Consider the following 16666-nt stretch of genomic DNA (forward strand, 5'->3'; position numbering starts at 1 on the left):
CGTAAAACCAGAGCCCGTTGTACTTTCGCAGCACGTCCCTGGCGGCATCCAGAGTGCGGCCGTTTTGAGTCATTTCTGTCAACCGGTCGTCCTCAATCTGAGCGACATACACCGCCGCATTCCACGCTGCAAAGGCCGTCGAGGTTCCGATGGTACCCGTCACTTCGTTGGGCAGCGCTTCCATATCATACCTGAAGATCGAGCGGTTATCAGCATACGCATTAAAATTTAGGTCGCGGCCCAACGATCCGAGCTCATACTTAACTGCGCGCAATAGCTCATGACGGCTCACCGCGAAAGGATTTTCTCCGGGCCAGATCGCCTGGATCATTTCCATGCCCGGATCGTGACCATGAGAGTGAATACCGATCAGGCGCCCCCCCGGCCGCAATGCCCGCGCGAGCGGCGCAATGATCCGCTTTGCCCTAAAATTAACCGAGGACAAGGCGCGGTATGGCTGGGATGCAATAACGAGGTCGAAATTGGCCTCCGCCTGACCCGGACGCGGAATGGTCGAATCGAGCAAGAATCTGTGATCCTCGCGATAGAGCACGAGGACGACGGGCCGCTCGTAGAGCGGCATGGCCGTGCGCGGGCTGATCGCGGCGCGCCAGTTCTGCTCCAGGAACGGCCTCAGTTCGGCGATCTGCTGCTCGAACTCTCCCGACGAAGCGCCCCGCAGCGGAACCTCGTGCCAGACGGTGGCGGCCGCCGCGGCTGGCGAGGCCGGCGTCAGCCAGGGCGCCTCCGAGTAGAACATGTTGGTAAAGACGAAAACCGACGCCGGATGCTCGAAAATGCGGTCCGGGACCTTCTCCAGCGTTAGGCGCAGATCCTCGAGACTGAGCTCCTTGCCGGCGACATAGAACGGCATGTGCGGAAAGCGCTGGTGCGTGGCGCGCAGCACCCGCGCCAGCACCGTGCCGTCGCCGACGCCCGCATCGAATACGCGCAGGGCCGGTGGGCGCGGATGGATGCTGGTAAGCTCGAGCGCCACGCGCTCGGCCACCACGCGCTTCTCGCTGCAGGTATGGACGAACAGCAGGTATTTCTGCCGGTTCTCGAAGAAGCGGAAATTACCGCGCGGATCGCGCTTCTCCGGCGGCACCTGAAGCCCTCGCGGCGGCGGCAGGCCTCCGGCCATCGATGCGGCCATATAGGCCTGGATCCGCTCGAGCGTGTCGATGGTGATGCGCTTACCTTCGCGCAGGCGCTGCACCAGCTTCCCATCGTTCACCGCGCGCCGGCCAAACGTCGATTCCGCCATGTCCGCCTTGCGGCAGAACTCGGTGATCTGGCTGAGGATTTCGTCGTTCTTCATGAGTGGGACGGAGGTGGGCAGAGAGCTGATCCGGGCAGGTGCTACCACGATCTGCCCAATGGGGAAAGCGTGGGTTTTGGATAGGATGGCTGCATCTTGCCTGACAGTTCAGTCGATCATCTCATTGGCATTGGACCGCAGCGCGGGCGGCAGGGCGAAGCCGAGCGCTTTGGCCGTCTTCGGGTTGATCAGGAGTTCGAACCGAGCGTGATACCGGTCAGGTTGTCGCCGGGTCTGGTCAGGCTGGCGATCAGCCCCGCCTTCGGCGCGACCACGACCGGATTGGTCTCGGTGACGGTCAAATCGGGAAGGCGCGACGCAGAGGAAACAGCGTGAGCTGGCCTTTCGCGGCTGATCCAGCCGATGTCGAACTCGGTCATTGTTTCTGCCCTTGAACCATCATCGGCAACCCGGCAACAAACCGACAACAAACATGAGACGCTCACCCCCGGGGATTTCCGACTATGCGCCTGCTTGTTGCGCTCGGCCTGCTCGTCACAGCGCTATGGAACGCTTCGGCCCTCGCGCAGTCGCGCGCGCAGCTCGGGCCGCTCTGCACCACCGACACCACACCGGCGGACCAGCAGATCGACGCCTGCAACAAGATCATCGCGTTGAAGGTGTTCAAGGGCGGCCAGCTCGCCACCATCTATTTCTGGCGCGCGGTGGGGTGGAACAAGAAGGGCGACTACGCGAAAGTTATCGCGGATGCGACCGATGCCATCCGGCTTGAGCCGAGCCAGGCGGTCTACAACCTGCGCGGATCGGCCTATTTCGACAAAGGCGAGTACGACATCGCGATCGCCGATTTCGATGACGCGCTGAAGCTCGGGCCGCCAAGCGGAATCATCTTCCACAACCGCGGCAACGTCTATCAGGGCAAGAAGGACTACGCCAAGGCGATCGCGGATTTCGACGCGGCGATCAAGGCCGACCCGAAATCGGCCTTCTCCTACCAGAACCGCGGCGCCTGCAAGGAGGCGCTTGGCGACCTCGACGGCGCCCTCGCCGACATCAACCAGGCCATCCGCATCGACCCGGGCCTGTCGCAGCCGCTGGTGCACCGAACTACGATCTGGCGCGCCAAGGGTGAGCTCGACCACGCCATTGCCGACGGCAGCGAGGCCATCCGGCTCGCCAAGGACAAGCCGCCGGTCAACATCATGACGCCGCCGAACAGCGTGCTGATCTCGGCTTACACGTTCCGCGGGCTCGCCTACGAGGCCAAGGGCGATTACGCGCACGCCAAGGAAGACTACAAGAGCGTGCTCGGCGTCACCGCGTCGGATGCCGGCAGCAAGTCCAACCAGGCAACCGCGAAGGTGCGACTGTCGCTGCTATCTGATTCAACCGTGCCGACACCGCGCGATGCGCCGACCTCGACGGCGCAGCAGGCGAGTGCGCCTGCAGGGCAGCAGGGGAGCACTTCGCCCTCGCCCGCTCCGTCAGGCCGCGGCAAACGCATGGCGCTGATCATCGGCAACGGCGCCTATGCCCATGTCAAGGCGTTGCCAAATCCGCCCAACGATGCGCGCGCGGTCGCAAAGAGCCTGCGTGACATCGGCTTCACGGTGTCGGAGGGCATCGATCTCGACCGCGCGGCGATGCAGAAGATGACGCGCGACTTCCTGCGCGATGCGGCGCGGGCGCAGGTCGCGGTGGTCTACTACGCTGGCCACGGCGTGCAGATCGACGGCCGCAACTATCTCATCCCGATCGACGTCGAGCTGAAGGCAGGCGCCAACATGACGGACGCGATGATCGACATGGATACGATCATGGCCGGCCTCGACGACCAGGTCCGCACCAACATCCTGATCTTCGATGCCTGCCGCAACAACCCGATGGCGCCGCAGGTGGCGGGAGCCGGCGCCTACCGCGGCATCGAGGGGGCTTCAGGTCTGGCGGCACCGACCAGTCTCGGCGCGGGTGCAACGCTGGGGGCCGGCACGCTGATCGCATTCGCCACGGCGCCGGGCCAGGTTGCGCTCGACGGGGAAGGCGCCAACTCGCCGTTCTCGTCCGCCCTCTCCCGCCATATCGGCACGCCGGGGCTCGAGGTACAGCAGATGCTGACGCGCGTGCGTGCGGAGGTGGTCTCGTCCACCAAGAACAAGCAGGTGCCGTGGTCGAACTCGTCTCTGCTGGGCGAGGTTTATCTGGCGGAGAAGTGACGGGCGGGCTTGCGGCGACGTCTGCCGCGAAGCGGAAGTAACTCGCCTCAAATTCAGTGTCGTCCCGGACAAGCGAAGCGCAGATCCGGGACCCATAACCACAGGATGATGTTTGGCGAAGACAGGTGGTTACCAGCTTCGCGCCACAACTTCTCCCTGAGGGTATGGGTCCCGGCCCCGTGCGCAATTGCCCACTAGGCCGGGACGACACCGAAGGTGTGGCGAGGTCTTGCCGTCGCTCAGGTGACGAACGACGTAGAGCTACTGGCCCCACACTTCCTTTGCGATCTCAACAGCCAGGCTGAGCTTGGCCCACTGCTCTTCCTCGGAAAGGATGTTGCCTTCCTCCGTCGAAGCAAAACCGCACTGCGGGGAGAGCGCGAGCTGCTCCAGCGGCGCGAACTTGGCGGCCTCTTCCAGACGGCGCTTGATGTCGTCCTTCTTCTCGAGCTCGCCGAACTTCGAGGTAATGACGCCGACCACGACGACCTTGTTGCCCTTGGGCAGGAAGCGCAGCGGCTCGAAGCCACCGGCTCGGTCCGAGTCATATTCCAGGAAGTAGCCGTCGTAGTTGGTGCCGGCGAGCATGGTCTCGGCGACCGGCTCGTAGCCACCCGAGGAGATCCAGGTCGAGCGGAAATTGCCGCGGCAGACATGCGTCGTCACCACCATGTCGGCGGGCTTCTCGGCCAGCGCGTAGTTGATGATGCGCGCGTAGATCTGCTGGAGACCATCCGGATTGTCGCCGCGCTCGCGCGCCTTCTTCAATTCGTCCTGCGAGCAGAGATAGGCCCACACGGTGTCGTCGAACTGGAGATAGCGGCAGCCGGCGTCGTAGAAGGCCTTGACGGCCTTGCGGTAGGTCTTGCCGAGGTCCTCGTAGAACGCATCGAGATCGGGATAGACGTCCTTGGAGATCGCCTTGCGGCCGCCGCGGAAATGCAGCACCGCCGGCGAGGGGATCGTCATCTTGGCGGTGACGTGGGCCTGGTCGGCATATTTCTTCAGGAACTTGAAGTGGTCGAGCATCGGGTGGTGATCGGGGAAGTCGAGTTTGCCGATCACCCGCACCGCATCATGCCGCGTCTCGACGCCTGCGAACTGGATGCCGGTGTCCGGGTGGAACATTTCGCACCCGGTGAGCTTCGCCAGGAAGTCGAAATGCCACCAGGAGCGACGGAATTCGCCGTCGGTCGCGAGCTTCAAGCCGATCGAGGCCTGCTTGTGCACGACCTTCTCGATCTCCACGTCCTCGATCTTGCGCAGATCATCGGCCGAGATCTCGCCCTTCTCCAGCTTCGCGCGAGCTTCCTTGATCTTCGCCGGACGCAGGAGGCTGCCGACCTCGTCGGCGCGGAAAGGGGCTTTGGTTCGCTGCATTGGTTCACTCCCGAATTTTCAATAGCGCTTTCAAGCGAAGTAGGTACCGCGTGAAGAAGACGCGTCCGACAGACTAGTGAGCGGCCGCCCCGGCGACGCCCAGATGGCGCTCGAGGACCGAGGGGTCGGCCCTCAGCGCGGCGCTCGGGCCGTCGTGGACGATCGTTCCGCGCTCCAATATCACAACGCGGTCCGCAAGCCCCAGAATCTTTTGGGCGTTCTGCTCGACGATGATCGAACAGATGCCGCCGGCCCGGGTGATGGTCCCGATCGCCTTCAGGAGCTCCTCGACGATGATGGGCGCAAGACCCTCGGTCGGCTCGTCCAGCAACAGGACCTTCGGATTGAGGGTCAGCGCGCGGCCGATCGCCAGCATCTGCTGCTCGCCGCCGGAGAGCTGGTTGCCAAAGTTGCTCCGCCGCTCTTTCAGCCGCGGGAACATCTCGTAGACCTTCTCGACCGTCCAGAGGCCGGGCTGGGCCACGGCGGTCATGTTCTCCTCCACCGTGAGCGAGCGGAAGATGTTGCGCTCTTGCGGCACCCAACCGATGCCGGCCCGCGCCCGCTGGTCGGGCCGCAGCGAGGTGACGTCGGTGCCGGCAAGCGCGACCGAGCCGGAAAAGCGTCGGGTGACGCCGACGATGGAGTTGATCAACGTGGTCTTGCCGGTGCCGTTGCGGCCCAGCAGCGCCAGCACCTGCCCCTCGGCGAGGCGCAGGGACATGTTGGGCAGCACCACCGCCTCGCCGTAGCCGGCGCGCAAGGAGTCGATTGCGAGCAGGTCAGACATTGACCGCCTCCTCGCCGAGATAGACGGCCTTGACCTGCGGGTCGCGCGCGACCTGGTCGGGCGGGCCTTCGGTGAGCAGCGCGCCCGAGACCAGCACGGAGATGCGATCGGCGAAAGAGAAGACGAGATCCATGTCATGCTCGATCAGGAGCACGGTGACGTCGCGGGGCAGGGCTGCGACAACGGCGAGAATGTCGTGTCGCTCGCTTTCGGGCACGCCGGCCGCGGGTTCATCCAGCAGCAGCACGCGCGGCTTGGCCGCGATCGCGACCGCGATCTCAAGGAGGCGCTGCTTGCCGTAGGGCAACGTCACGGTCTGCTCGTTCATGACGTCGAGCAGATGGAAGTGCTTGAGGAGCTCGGCGATCTCGCCATTGACGTCGTCACGGGTACCCATGCGCCGCCACCAGTCGCCGCCATGACCGAGGCGTTCGGAGACCGCTAGCCCAATGGTTTCGAGCGGTGTCAGGTCGGGATAGAGCTGGTTGATCTGGAAGGTTCGCGACAGGCCGCGCAGCACGCGCTTGTGCACGGGCAGATCGGTGATGTCCTGGCCTTCCAGCAGGATGCGTCCCGAGTTCGGCTTGAGCACGCCGGTGAGCTGGTTGATCACCGTGGTCTTGCCGGCGCCGTTCGGACCGATCAAGGCGTGGCGGGCGCCCTGCTCGATCTTGAGCGACAGGTCGCGCGTCACGCGCAGGCCGCCGAACTGCTTTTCGAGATTCCTGGTTTCGAGCGCGATGGTCATGCGTCGCCCTCCGGCACGGCGACGACCGCCTTGCGACCGGCAATCTGCTTGATGATCCGGTTGGGAATGAAGAGGACCCAGCGATGCAGGCGCTGGCGGCCGACCAGCACGATGACGACCAGCACGAGGCCGATCCAGAATTGCCAATACTGCGGGGTGATGCTCGAGAACCATTCCTGGAGCATGCGGAATATGACCGCGCCGATCAGCCCGCCATAGAGATAGCCGGTACCGCCGATCACGAGCACGAGCATCAGGTCGGCGGACCGCTCGAAAGCAAACACGTCGAGTGAGGCGATGGCGGTCGTCTGGGTGAACAGCGCGCCCGCAATGCCCGCATAGAACGCGGCGAGCGTATAGATCGCGATCAGGCGGCGGTTGACGGGAATGCCGATGGCGGCGGCCCGCAGCGGATTGTTCTTGATGGCGCGCAGCGATAGCCCGAACGGCGAATGCACGATGCGGCGCGCGAGCAAAAACAGGACGAACAGGACGGCGACCGAATAGAAGAACCCGGTCTTGCCGAACATGTCGAAGGCAAGCGTTCCGAAGATTGGCTGCATCTCGATGCCTTGCAGGCCGTCGGTGCCGCCGGTGATGTTGGAGAAGCGTTCGGCGAGCGCTTCAAGCAGCAGCGCAATGCCGAGCGTCACCATGAGACGCGTCAGGTCGACGCCGCGGATGACCAGGAAGCTGGTGGCAAAGCCGAGCACCATCGCGGCAAGACCTGCGACAACGAGCGCGATCACGGGTTCGTTGATGATCCCGTGCAGCGCAAGAAGTCCCGCGCCATAGGCGCCGACGCCGAAGAACGCGGCATGACCGAGCGAGACGATACCGGCATAGCCAAGGATGAGATCGAGCGACATCGCAAACAGCGCGAGCCGCACGATGTCGGTCATGATCAGATAGCGCGAGGGAAACACGAAGCCGCAGGCCAGCACGATGAGCCAGAAGGCGACTTCGCCATAGTGCCAGCGCGCATGGCGCTGGGCGTGATAACCGACGTCGGATGCAGCGCTCATCGGCTCAACTCAACGCGCAGCCGTGCGGCCGAACAGGCCGTTCGGGCGCCAGATCAGGATCACGATCATCATGGTGTAGATCACGAAGGGGCCCATCTTCGGCACGTAATATTTGCCGGCCACGTCGCCGATGCCGAGCAGCAGCGAAGCCAGAAATGGACCGGTAATAGAGGACGAGCCGCCGACGGTGACCACGATCAGGAAGTAGATCATGAACTTCAGCGGGAAGTACGGGTCGAGCCCAAGGATCTCCGCGCTCAGCGCGCCGCCGAGGCCGGCGAGGCCGCAGCCGAACGCAAAGGTGAAGGCGAACACCTGCGGCACGTTGATGCCGAGGCCGCTCGCCGCGCGCGGATCGTCAACCGCGGCTCGCAGACGGCTGCCGAAGCGCGTTTTTGCGAGGACGAGCTGGAGCGCGATGGTGAGGAGCCCGCAGATGATGATGATCATCAGGCGGTAGCGACCGATGCCGACGCCGAACAGGTCGAACTGGCCCTGCAGCGCCGCCGGCAGGTTGATGAACACCCGCGACGATCCCATGATGTAGTCGACGGCGGCGACCGACATGAACGTCAAGCCAATCGTGAACAGCACCTGATCGAGATGGCTACGCGCATAGAGGTGGCGGTAGAGCGTTCGCTCCAGCGCGATGCCGATCACGGCGGCGGAGACGAAGGCGAGCGGCAGTGCAGCGAAGAACGGCCAGCCCTGCTGGTTGACCAGCACGGCGCAGATGTAGCCGCCGGTCATCGCAAAGGCGCCGTGGGCGAGATTGACGAAGTTCATCAGGCCGAGCGTGACCGCGAGTCCGCAGGCGAGCACGAACAGCAGCATGCCGTAGGCAACGCCGTCGAACAGGTTGGTGAGGATTGAGGTCATCGGAAGTGGATTGATCCTGGTAGACGCTCATCATTCCGGGCAGCGCGTGAGCGCTGAACCCGGAATCTCATTTCAACAATTTGGTCATCCCGGGTTCGCGCTAGGCGCGCCCCGGGATGACGCGCTTTCGCGCGTCACTTCTTGGTCTTGCCGAGATCCTTGACGTTCTCGAACGTCTGGAATTCGACGTTGTAGAGCTCGCCGTCGACCTTCTCGACCTTGCGGATGTAGATGTTCTGCACGATGTCGCGGGTCTCGGGATCGATCGAGATCGGGCCGCGCGGGCTCTCCCACTTCTGGCCCTTCATGGCCTCGATCAGCTTGGTTCCGTCGGTATCGCCACCCGTCTTCTTCAGCGCCTCGTAGATCAGGTGGATACCGTCATAGCCGCTCACCGCCATGAAGCCCGGACGGGTGCCGAAGGCCTTCTTGTAGGCCGCGACGAAATCCTTGTTCATCTGCGAAGGATGCGCGGCAGAGTAGAGATGCGCGGTCACGGTGCCGAGCACGGCGTCGCCCATGTTGTTGAGGAGATCGTCGTCGGTGACGTCGCCCGGTCCGATCACCTTGATGCCGGCCTTGTCGAGGCCACGTTCGGCATACTGCTTCATGAAGTTGCCGCCCTGGCCGGCCGGCACGAACACGAAGATCGCGTCGGGCTTGGCGTCCTTCATGCGCTGGAGGAAGGGCGCGAAATCGGGGTTGGCCAGAGGCACCTTGACCTCTTCGACGACCTCGCCGCCACCGGCCGTGAAATGCTCCTTGAAGAAGTTGAGCGCGTCATTGCCGGGCGCGTAGTCAGAGGTGAGAGTCGCGACCTTCTTGATGCCGTTCTTAACCGCCCAATCACCGATGATGGTCGAGGACTGCGCCAGCGTGAAGCTGGTGCGCACGATATAGGGCGAGCGCTCGGTGATGATCGAGGTGCCGGCCGCCATCACGACTTCCGGAATCTTGGCCTGGGTGGCAAGCGGCGCTGCGGCGAGTGCTGCCGGCGTCACGCCGAAGCCGGCGATGAAATTGACCTTGTCGTTGACGATCAACTCCTGCGCGGCCGTCTTGGTCTTGTCGGGAATCGCAGCGTCGTCCTTGACGATGATCTCGACCTTCTTGCCGGCGACGGTGTCGCCCTTCTGCTGCATGTAGAGCTTGATCGCATTCTCGATTTGCTTGCCAGTCGAGGCCTGGCCGCCGGTCATCGGCAGGATCAGGCCGACCTTCACTGTATCTTCAGCCCTGGCAGGCATTGCGGCCACGAGGCCGGCGACGGCCGTGAGCGTGGCGACCCATGACAATCTGCGACGTCCGAACATCAAAATGTCCCTCCCCTTCTTCCTTCTCTTGCGCCCTGAACCGAGTGCCCGGCTCTTGCCTCACCAAAACTCAGACCGAACCATATGGCGGGGGCCACATGGCGTCTTTCGCGCCCCTGTTGTCAATCGGACGTTTGGCGACCATTCGGCGCAAACCGCGCGTTCCGGTTGCCAGCAGTGAGGAGCGATGTCGCGGTTACGTCGAGGTGACTACGCACCTCGATCTTGACCGCATCAATTTGTACGCTTGTACAAATAAAATGGACTTGTCAACGAAAAAGCCCATTCGACGACCAAGCCAGATTGTCGCGAGCCCGGACGGCAGTTTAGAAATCGCGTGCGCGGCGTGGATGGAGGATTTCGTCTTTCTTTTGCAGAATTTCTACATCCGGGAGTTTCCAGCTCGTTCGAACTTGGTACTATATTACCTATCTCGAATAAGTCTATTTTACCTTGTTGATGGCTGGTCTCCCGACGCCAGCTCCGGCTAACCCGCTCCAATTTTCTGCGCCACTTACGATGCCGCAACGTTTCAGCTCTCTCCTGACCCTCCTCATACTTGCTATGGGGCTGACCGGCTGCGGCACGGTCAACGAGAAGCTTTCCTCAGGGATGGGCGACTATGTCCCACACTGGGCCGGCGGCCTGCCGGCCGACGCGCCTCCGCGCCCGGGCACGCCGCAATACGACGCCTGGATGAAGGAACGCGAACGCAAGCGGATGATGCCGGCCGCGGATCGCGAGAAGGAAGAGCAGGCGCAGAAAGGCGCCACGGGCTCGACATCCAGCGACGCGGTGCATTGAGCGACACATCGTCATTCCGGGCGATGCGTCAGCGTCGAACTCAGGTGCGCGATTGCGCACCTGAGAATCTCGAGTGTGCAATTGCACATTGGGTTCGCGCTTCGCCCGCTCTGGAACGACGGCCGACTAATCCACGAACACCACGGTCTTGCGCCCGTTGAGAATGACGCGGTCGTCGAGATGGTAGCGGATCGCGCGCGCCAGCACGCGCCTTTCGATGTCCCGTCCCTTGCGGACGAGATCCTCGGGCGTATCGCGATGGCTGATGCGCTCGACGTCCTGATCGATAATGGGGCCTTCGTCGAGGTCGCGCGTCACGTAATGCGCGGTCGCGCCGATCAGCTTGACGCCACGCTCATGCGCCTGGTGATAGGGCTTTGCGCCCTTGAAGCCCGGCAGGAATGAATGGTGGATGTTGATGCAGCGCCCCGATAGCTCTGCGGAAAGATCATCCGACAGGATCTGCATGTAGCGGGCGAGCACCACGAGATCTGTCTTCGTCTTCGCGACGAGATCGAGGATTTGCCCCTCTTGCTCGCGTTTGGTGTCCCTGGTGATCGGCAAATGGTGGAACGGGATCTCGCCGAAATCGAGCCCGGCATAGACCTCGCGCGGATGGTTGGAGACGATCGCGGTCGGGATCATCGGCAATTCGCCGGTGCGCCAGCGATAGAGGATGTCGACCAGGCAGTGGTCGGACTTCGACACCAGCAGCATCACGCGGCGATGCGTGGCGCGGTCCCGCATCTGCCACTCCATGCCGAAGCGCTCCGCAATGGCGGCGAAGCCGGTCTGCAAGGCCGACAGTTCGACGGCGAGATCGGCCGCCGTGAACACGACCCGCATGAAGAACTTCTCGGTCTCGACGTCGTCGAACTGCTGGGCGTCGAGAATGTTCTGTCCGTTATGGGCGAGGAAGGTCGACACCGCCGAGACGATGCCGGGGCGATCCGGACAGGAAAGCGTCAGAACATATTGGGGGTCGGGCATGGGCGTTGATGAAGGTTTGGGCAAACGGATACGGAACAGGCCGATTTGCGTCCTGCTCTATCACCGTAGCCGGCCTTGCGCCAATCCCAAGACCGGAGTCAGGATGAACGTAACATTGCAATCCCAAACCGAGGCACGCTCATGGCCGACCGCTTGAACGGCTACCGCATCCTGATCCTGGAAACGCGCGAGGAGGCCCAATTTTCGAAGCTTCTCGCTGAACAGGGCGCCGACGTCGTGCAATGCCCGATGTTCGCCATTCACGACGCGCCGGACCCCGCGCCGGTCGAGGCCTGGATCCGACGCAGCATCGACAGGCCATTCGACGACCTCGTGCTGATGACCGGCGAAGGCCTGCGGCGGATGATGAAGCTCGCGCGCGAGCGCGGGATCGACCAAGCGTTTGTCACAGCGCTCGCCAAAACGCGAAAATTCACCCGCGGCCCGAAGCCGGGGCGCGCCCTCCGCGAGATTGGGCTGGATTCGCAGCAGACCACGGAGAAGCCGACCACCGAGGGCGTCATCGAGATGCTATCGAAGATCGATCTCAGGGGGCATCGGCTGGGGCTTCAGCTTTATCCCGACAAGGATCACAGCACGCTGATCGGCTCGCTCGAGGCGCAAGGCGCCAAAGTCGATGCCGTGTTGCCCTACGTCTACGACCCGAAGGCGGCGGATGCGAATATCGTCACTGCGATCGACGACATGGTGGAGGGGCGGATCGATGCCATCGCGCTCACCAATCTCGGCCAGGTCCGCCGCCTGATCGAAGCCGCAAAGGCGCATGGCAGCGAGGCGCGCCTGCGCGCTGGGTTCGAGCGGACGCTGATTGCATCGGTGGGGCCGGCGGTCTCCGGCGAGCTCGCCGCGCATGGCTTGCGCACCGACATCGCGCCGGTGGAAGACCACTATTTCATGCGCCCGCTCATCTCGGCGATGGCAGCGGCGCTCGCAGAGAAACGGCCGAAAGTGACGGGTTGATCGCCTAGCCTGCCAACTGCGAGGCGGCCGACATCAACTCCTGTGGGCTCGGCGCTCCGAACATGCGCTGGCCGCCGTCAGGTACCTCGGTAAACGTCCAACGCACGATCCCTTCCCGATCGAGCAGGAACTGGCCGAACAGCTGGCCCGTGCCGGTTGCCGCCATGCGCTGATCGGCTTCGGTCATCTCGTAGCCGTCCTTGTTGTTGAGGTACTCGGCGGCCGCCGGCCGGTTCATCGGGCCGGGCAATTCGCCGGGCATATCGACTGGCATGCTCAGAACCACGTCCATGCCCACCTTGCGCGGCCACTCGGTCTCGTTCTGCGTGAACTCGAGATTAGGCAGGCCGAACGCGCGGTGCGAGACCCGCTCGGGGTCGGATGCAGCGAGCAGGTTGGGCAATGGATGATAGCGGAAGTAGAGCCGCGCCCGGTCGATCGGCGTATTGACGACCGTGAGGCTTTCGACGCCCTTCTCGCGCAGGGCTGTGTCAAGCTGCGCCTGCGCCGCGATGTGACGCCGGCAGAACGGGCAATGCAGGCCTCGAAACAAGCCCACCAATATCGGACTATGACCGCGATAGTCCTGGAGCGCGATCTTTCCTTCGCGTGTGATGGCGTCCAGCACGATGTTCGGTGCGCGATCACCGGGCTGAAGTGGTCCATCGACATGGCGGTCTGACATGATTGAACTCCCTCACATTGGCTAGTCAAGAAATGGCAGTACGATCAGCCCTGCGGGATCGAGTCCGTGCCGGGCGCAGACATCTTGGGCCAGCGCGAAATACCGCTCGGCCTCGGGCATGTCGCCTCGATCAAGGTTCAATGTCGCAAGACCATCATAGCACGGAAAGAGCTGCTGCGGCTCGCCGGTCTCGCTCGCCACCTCGATTGCGTCATTGTAGCAGCGAGCGGCCAAGTCGGGGCGGAAATGGCACTGATGGATTTGCCCGAGCACGATCAAGGGCACCGGGAGATGCTCGCGCTGATCCAGCGCACGGTCGATCTCGATCGCCTTCTCGGCGGCCGGCACCCCCTCCTCGGAACATTTGTCCGTGAAGGTGCAACAAGCGACCGCATAGTTGGCTAGCAGACGCGCCTGGAAGCCGAGATCGCCGATGCGACGCGCAACATCGAGCCCGCGCCGGCAAACCTCCATGGCTTGCGCCGGGTCGACAGTGGTGTAGAGCACGCCAAGATTGGTGTAGCTGCGGCAGGCCACGTTGAGGTGGCCCGCGGCCTCGGCGGCTGCGACACTTTGCTCCACCTCGCGCACCGCCTCCTGGTGTCGTCCAAGCCGCGCAAGTGCAACCCCCTTGGTGTTGAGAGCCTCCGCAATGGCGCGCGCCGCCTCGGCATGCTTGTCCGCGTCCGCCGGCACGGATCGGGCGTAGCCAAGCGCCTCGTCGGCCCATCTCGCGGCAGCCATGTGGTCACCCATGCGAAACGCGAGACGGCCGCGCTCCTGCAAGAGGTGCGCCCACTCGACAGGCGCGTCCGTCCCTCCAAGCAGTTCAGCTGCCTCTGCGTAGTGGGTTTCTGCCTTGATCCGCTTGCCGGCGTCCCACAACATCCGGCCAAGCTTGCGAAGAATGCGCGCTTCGCCGATGCGGTCCCCCGCGGCGCGGAGACCTTCCAGCGCGCTCTGGTAATGCTCCTCGGCCGTGTTTCGACGGCCGGCCGCGCCACAGAGATCCGCGATCTGCTCGTACAGGACCAGGCGTTCAGGTTTGCCTTCGCCGCCGGTCAACAACACGGCGAGGGCCTGCTGGTAGAGACGGATGGCATCGTCATTGGCATAGGTCGCGCGTGCGCGATCGCCGGCCGCCCGCAGATAGCGCGCGCCTTTCGGCTTGCTCGCGCTCAGGCTGAAGTGATGTCCGAGCAGGACGAGGTCTTCGAGCCGCTGTGGCTCGTTGCCATGGAGATGCTCCAGAGCGGTACCAATCCGTCCGTGGAGCTCGATCCGGCGCTGCAAGAGCAGGTTCTGATAGATCACGTCCTGAAGCATGGTTTGCGTGAAGCGGTAGGATCGCAGCGAAATCGAGTTCGAGCCCGCGACCTCCTCGACGATCTCGGCGTCGCACAGAAGCTCGAGCCCCGCCTCTACCTTTACCCCCTCGGTTGCGGTCGCACTGAGGAGAGCCGCATCGAAGCGCGGGCCGATCACCGCGGCCTCCTGGGCCAGCCGGCGCACCTCGTGCGGCAGCCGGTCCAGGCGTGCCAGCAACAGCGCCTGGATGCTTGCCGGAATGTCGGCGGCGGCTTCATCCGACTTGATCCGCCACTGCACGCCGTCACGCTCCAGGGTGCCGGCTTCAATGAGACCGCGAATGATCTCCTCAAAGAAAAGTGGATTGCCGCCCGCACGCTCGAGGATTCGACTGAACAGATATCCTGGCGATTCACGCCAACCGTGACTGAAGTATGCTGCAAGCAGCCTTTCTCCGTCGGCGTCGCCAAGCGGAGGCAGCCGAAGGGTTGTGTGGCTGATCCGACCCGAACCGAACTGATCCAGCTCCAGCATTGGCCGATGCGTGAACAACAGCATCAGCCGCGTGCGCTCCAGCCGGTCCATCAGGAATCGCAGCGCTTCGAGAGACACGGCATCGGCCCAGTGCAGATCCTCAACAATGATCAGAAGCGGCGACAAGGCCAGACGTCGTTCGAACACGGTGCGAATCGCAAAGAATATCTGCCGCCGGAGCTGCTCGGGCTCGACGTGCTGCAACACGGCGTCGGGGTCGCCGAGACCGAGGACGTGGAAATAGAGCGGCATCAGCCGCTGTGCCTCATCAGTCGCAAGGCCAAGCTCCGACAGCGCTGCAGCCAGCTTGGCCTCGGTCTCTGCGGCGCTGGCCTTCGGCGCAATGCCATAGGCACTGCGCAGCACCGCGGCGAGCGTGCCGTAGGATTGTTCGCCCAATGGCGAGCAGACGGCCTTCCGGATCGCCACATCTGCGAAGCGATCCTCATCGCGGAGACGGGCGACGAATTCGTTCACCAGGCGCGTCTTCCCGATTCCTGCTTCGCCGACCAGGCGCACCAGTTGAGCCGCGCCACTGCACGCGCGATCAAGGCTGCCAATCACGCGGGCAAGCTCGGCGTCGCGCCCGATCAGAGGCGCGCTGAGGCCCAGCGTGTCGAGACCTCTTGCCGCACGGGGCGTGTCGAGCGCCCCCTTCAGACGATGGACCAGGACGCTGCCCATCTTGCCCTTGAGCGAGACCTCGCCAAGCGAGTCATAGGAGAACGCATGCCGCGTCAGACGGTGGGTCAGCGGCCCGACCAGGACCTCGCCCGGAGGCGCCATCGACTGCAATCGCTGTGCGGTATTCACCGTGTCGCCGGTCACCGAATAGGATTTGGCAACACCCACACCCAGCCCTCCAGCAACGACGTGCCCGGTGTTGATGCCGACATGGAGCAGCAGCGGCGAACCAGCATACGCCTTCGCGCGTTCGCTCAGGCGCGCCGTCCGGCTGATCATGTCCAGGGCAGCGCGGATCGCCCGCTCCGGATCGTCCTCGTGCGCGGCCGGCGCACCAAAAAGAGCAAGCAGCGCATCGCCGATGAACTTGTCCACGAAGCCGCCAAAGCTCTGCACCGCGGCCGTCAGTTCCTCGAACAGTTCGTTCTGAAGCGTCTGCATGACCTCGGGGTCGAGCCGCTCGCTCATCGAAGTGAAGCCGCTGAGATCAGCAAACAGAACGGTGATGGTACGACGATTTGCCTCGCCATCGATTTTGTCCGACTGCGGTCGAAACGCGTATTGAGGCTCGACCGTCGGCGCGAGCGGCGGCGAGGCGGATCTGATCGGAATTGTCGTCGGGCTCGTCCGCACCGATGCCTCCCCGCCGCCTTTGGAAGCCTCACGGACGAGGACGCCGCATTTCGGGCAATATGCGAAATCCGGCGCGCATGGAAAGCCGCAGCCAGGGCACGCGCTCGGCTGCTTCGTGCCGCACTTCGGGCAGAAGGCAAAGCCGCTTTGAACCTCGAAACCGCAACCCGAGCAGTTCATGGCCCAAGACCCTGTCCAAGACCCTGTCTAAGACCTTTCATGGTCCGAGACGCTCGCGTACACCGCGATGGCGCGATCCCCTGGCCCCGCCGAATGGGTCTGGGGTGCGGACCAGAATGGGCTCGGCACGCCGGAAGAGCAAGCGGCGGCTCATCTATCCGTCCACGAAACGGGTTGCACAGCGCGTGGCACATTGCCTGATGTCGGCGGGCATGGCGGCATGCGGTAGCGTCAATT

Annotated in this window: 14 protein-coding genes; 3 read left to right on the top strand and 11 right to left on the bottom strand. The window is 63.6% G+C overall.

What is annotated here, in order from left to right:
* Positions 1-1321, bottom strand: a 1321-nt coding sequence (locus Q3C01_RS33015; protein ID WP_458149449.1) for a hypothetical protein, incomplete at its 3' end; no start/stop codon positions are given.
* Positions 1322-1509: 188 nt separating this feature from the next.
* Positions 1510-1701, bottom strand: a complete 192-nt coding sequence (locus Q3C01_RS33020) for a hypothetical protein (RefSeq protein WP_458149450.1) — start codon at positions 1699-1701, stop codon at positions 1510-1512.
* A gap of 84 nt (positions 1702-1785) precedes the next feature.
* Here Q3C01_RS33020 and Q3C01_RS33025 point away from each other — a divergent pair, with 84 nt between their 5' ends.
* On the top strand, positions 1786-3495 hold the full coding sequence (locus Q3C01_RS33025; protein WP_458149451.1) for a caspase family protein: 1710 nt from the start codon (positions 1786-1788) through the stop codon (positions 3493-3495).
* Positions 3496-3756: 261 nt separating this feature from the next.
* Here Q3C01_RS33025 and Q3C01_RS33030 read toward each other — a convergent pair whose 3' ends face one another.
* The 6 genes from Q3C01_RS33030 to Q3C01_RS33055 form a co-directional block, all read right to left on the bottom strand.
* Positions 3757-4875 carry a cobalamin-independent methionine synthase II family protein gene (locus Q3C01_RS33030; protein ID WP_458149452.1) on the bottom strand — a complete coding sequence of 373 codons (1119 nt, stop codon included), beginning with the start codon at positions 4873-4875 and terminating at the stop codon, positions 3757-3759.
* 73 nt (positions 4876-4948) lie between these two features.
* Positions 4949-5665, bottom strand: a complete 717-nt coding sequence (locus tag Q3C01_RS33035; protein ID WP_458149453.1) for an ABC transporter ATP-binding protein — start codon at positions 5663-5665, stop codon at positions 4949-4951.
* Positions 5658-6413, bottom strand: a complete 756-nt coding sequence (locus tag Q3C01_RS33040; RefSeq protein WP_458149454.1) for an ABC transporter ATP-binding protein — start codon at positions 6411-6413, stop codon at positions 5658-5660. The genes Q3C01_RS33035 and Q3C01_RS33040 overlap by 8 nt, the downstream gene beginning before the upstream one ends.
* Positions 6410-7438, bottom strand: coding sequence for a branched-chain amino acid ABC transporter permease (locus Q3C01_RS33045; RefSeq protein ID WP_458149455.1), 1029 nt, complete (start codon positions 7436-7438; stop codon positions 6410-6412). The genes Q3C01_RS33040 and Q3C01_RS33045 overlap by 4 nt, the downstream gene beginning before the upstream one ends.
* Before the next feature lie 9 nt (positions 7439-7447).
* Positions 7448-8317, bottom strand: coding sequence for a branched-chain amino acid ABC transporter permease (locus Q3C01_RS33050; RefSeq protein WP_458149456.1), 870 nt, complete (start codon positions 8315-8317; stop codon positions 7448-7450).
* A 134-nt stretch (positions 8318-8451) separates the two neighbouring features.
* Entirely contained in the window at positions 8452-9630 is a 1179-nt protein-coding gene (locus Q3C01_RS33055) for an ABC transporter substrate-binding protein (RefSeq protein ID WP_458149457.1), read from the bottom strand.
* 519 nt (positions 9631-10149) lie between these two features.
* On the opposite strand from Q3C01_RS33055, the gene Q3C01_RS33060 reads away from it, so the two are divergent.
* A complete protein-coding gene (locus tag Q3C01_RS33060; RefSeq protein ID WP_458149458.1) occupies positions 10150-10434 on the top strand; it encodes a hypothetical protein in 285 nt (94 codons plus the stop codon).
* A 126-nt stretch (positions 10435-10560) separates the two neighbouring features.
* Here the strand turns inward: Q3C01_RS33060 and purU are convergent, their stop codons facing one another.
* The gene (gene purU, locus Q3C01_RS33065; protein WP_458149459.1) at positions 10561-11424 is read right to left on the bottom strand and encodes a formyltetrahydrofolate deformylase; all 864 of its coding nucleotides are present in this window, start codon (positions 11422-11424) and stop codon (positions 10561-10563) included.
* A gap of 141 nt (positions 11425-11565) precedes the next feature.
* On the opposite strand from purU, the gene Q3C01_RS33070 reads away from it, so the two are divergent.
* Positions 11566-12405 (top strand): uroporphyrinogen-III synthase, encoded by an 840-nt coding sequence (locus tag Q3C01_RS33070; RefSeq protein ID WP_458149460.1) that lies wholly within the window; start codon positions 11566-11568, stop codon positions 12403-12405.
* 4 nt (positions 12406-12409) lie between these two features.
* On the opposite strand, the gene Q3C01_RS33075 is transcribed toward Q3C01_RS33070, so the two are convergent.
* Together Q3C01_RS33075 and Q3C01_RS33080 are read right to left on the bottom strand one after the other, a co-directional pair.
* On the bottom strand, positions 12410-13090 hold the full coding sequence (locus Q3C01_RS33075) for a peroxiredoxin-like family protein (protein ID WP_458149461.1): 681 nt from the start codon (positions 13088-13090) through the stop codon (positions 12410-12412).
* 21 nt (positions 13091-13111) lie between these two features.
* Entirely contained in the window at positions 13112-16429 is a 3318-nt protein-coding gene (locus Q3C01_RS33080) for an adenylate/guanylate cyclase domain-containing protein (protein WP_458149462.1), read from the bottom strand.
* Positions 16430-16666: the final 237 nt, after the last annotated feature.

This window comes from Bradyrhizobium sp. UFLA05-109, assembly GCF_054185165.1.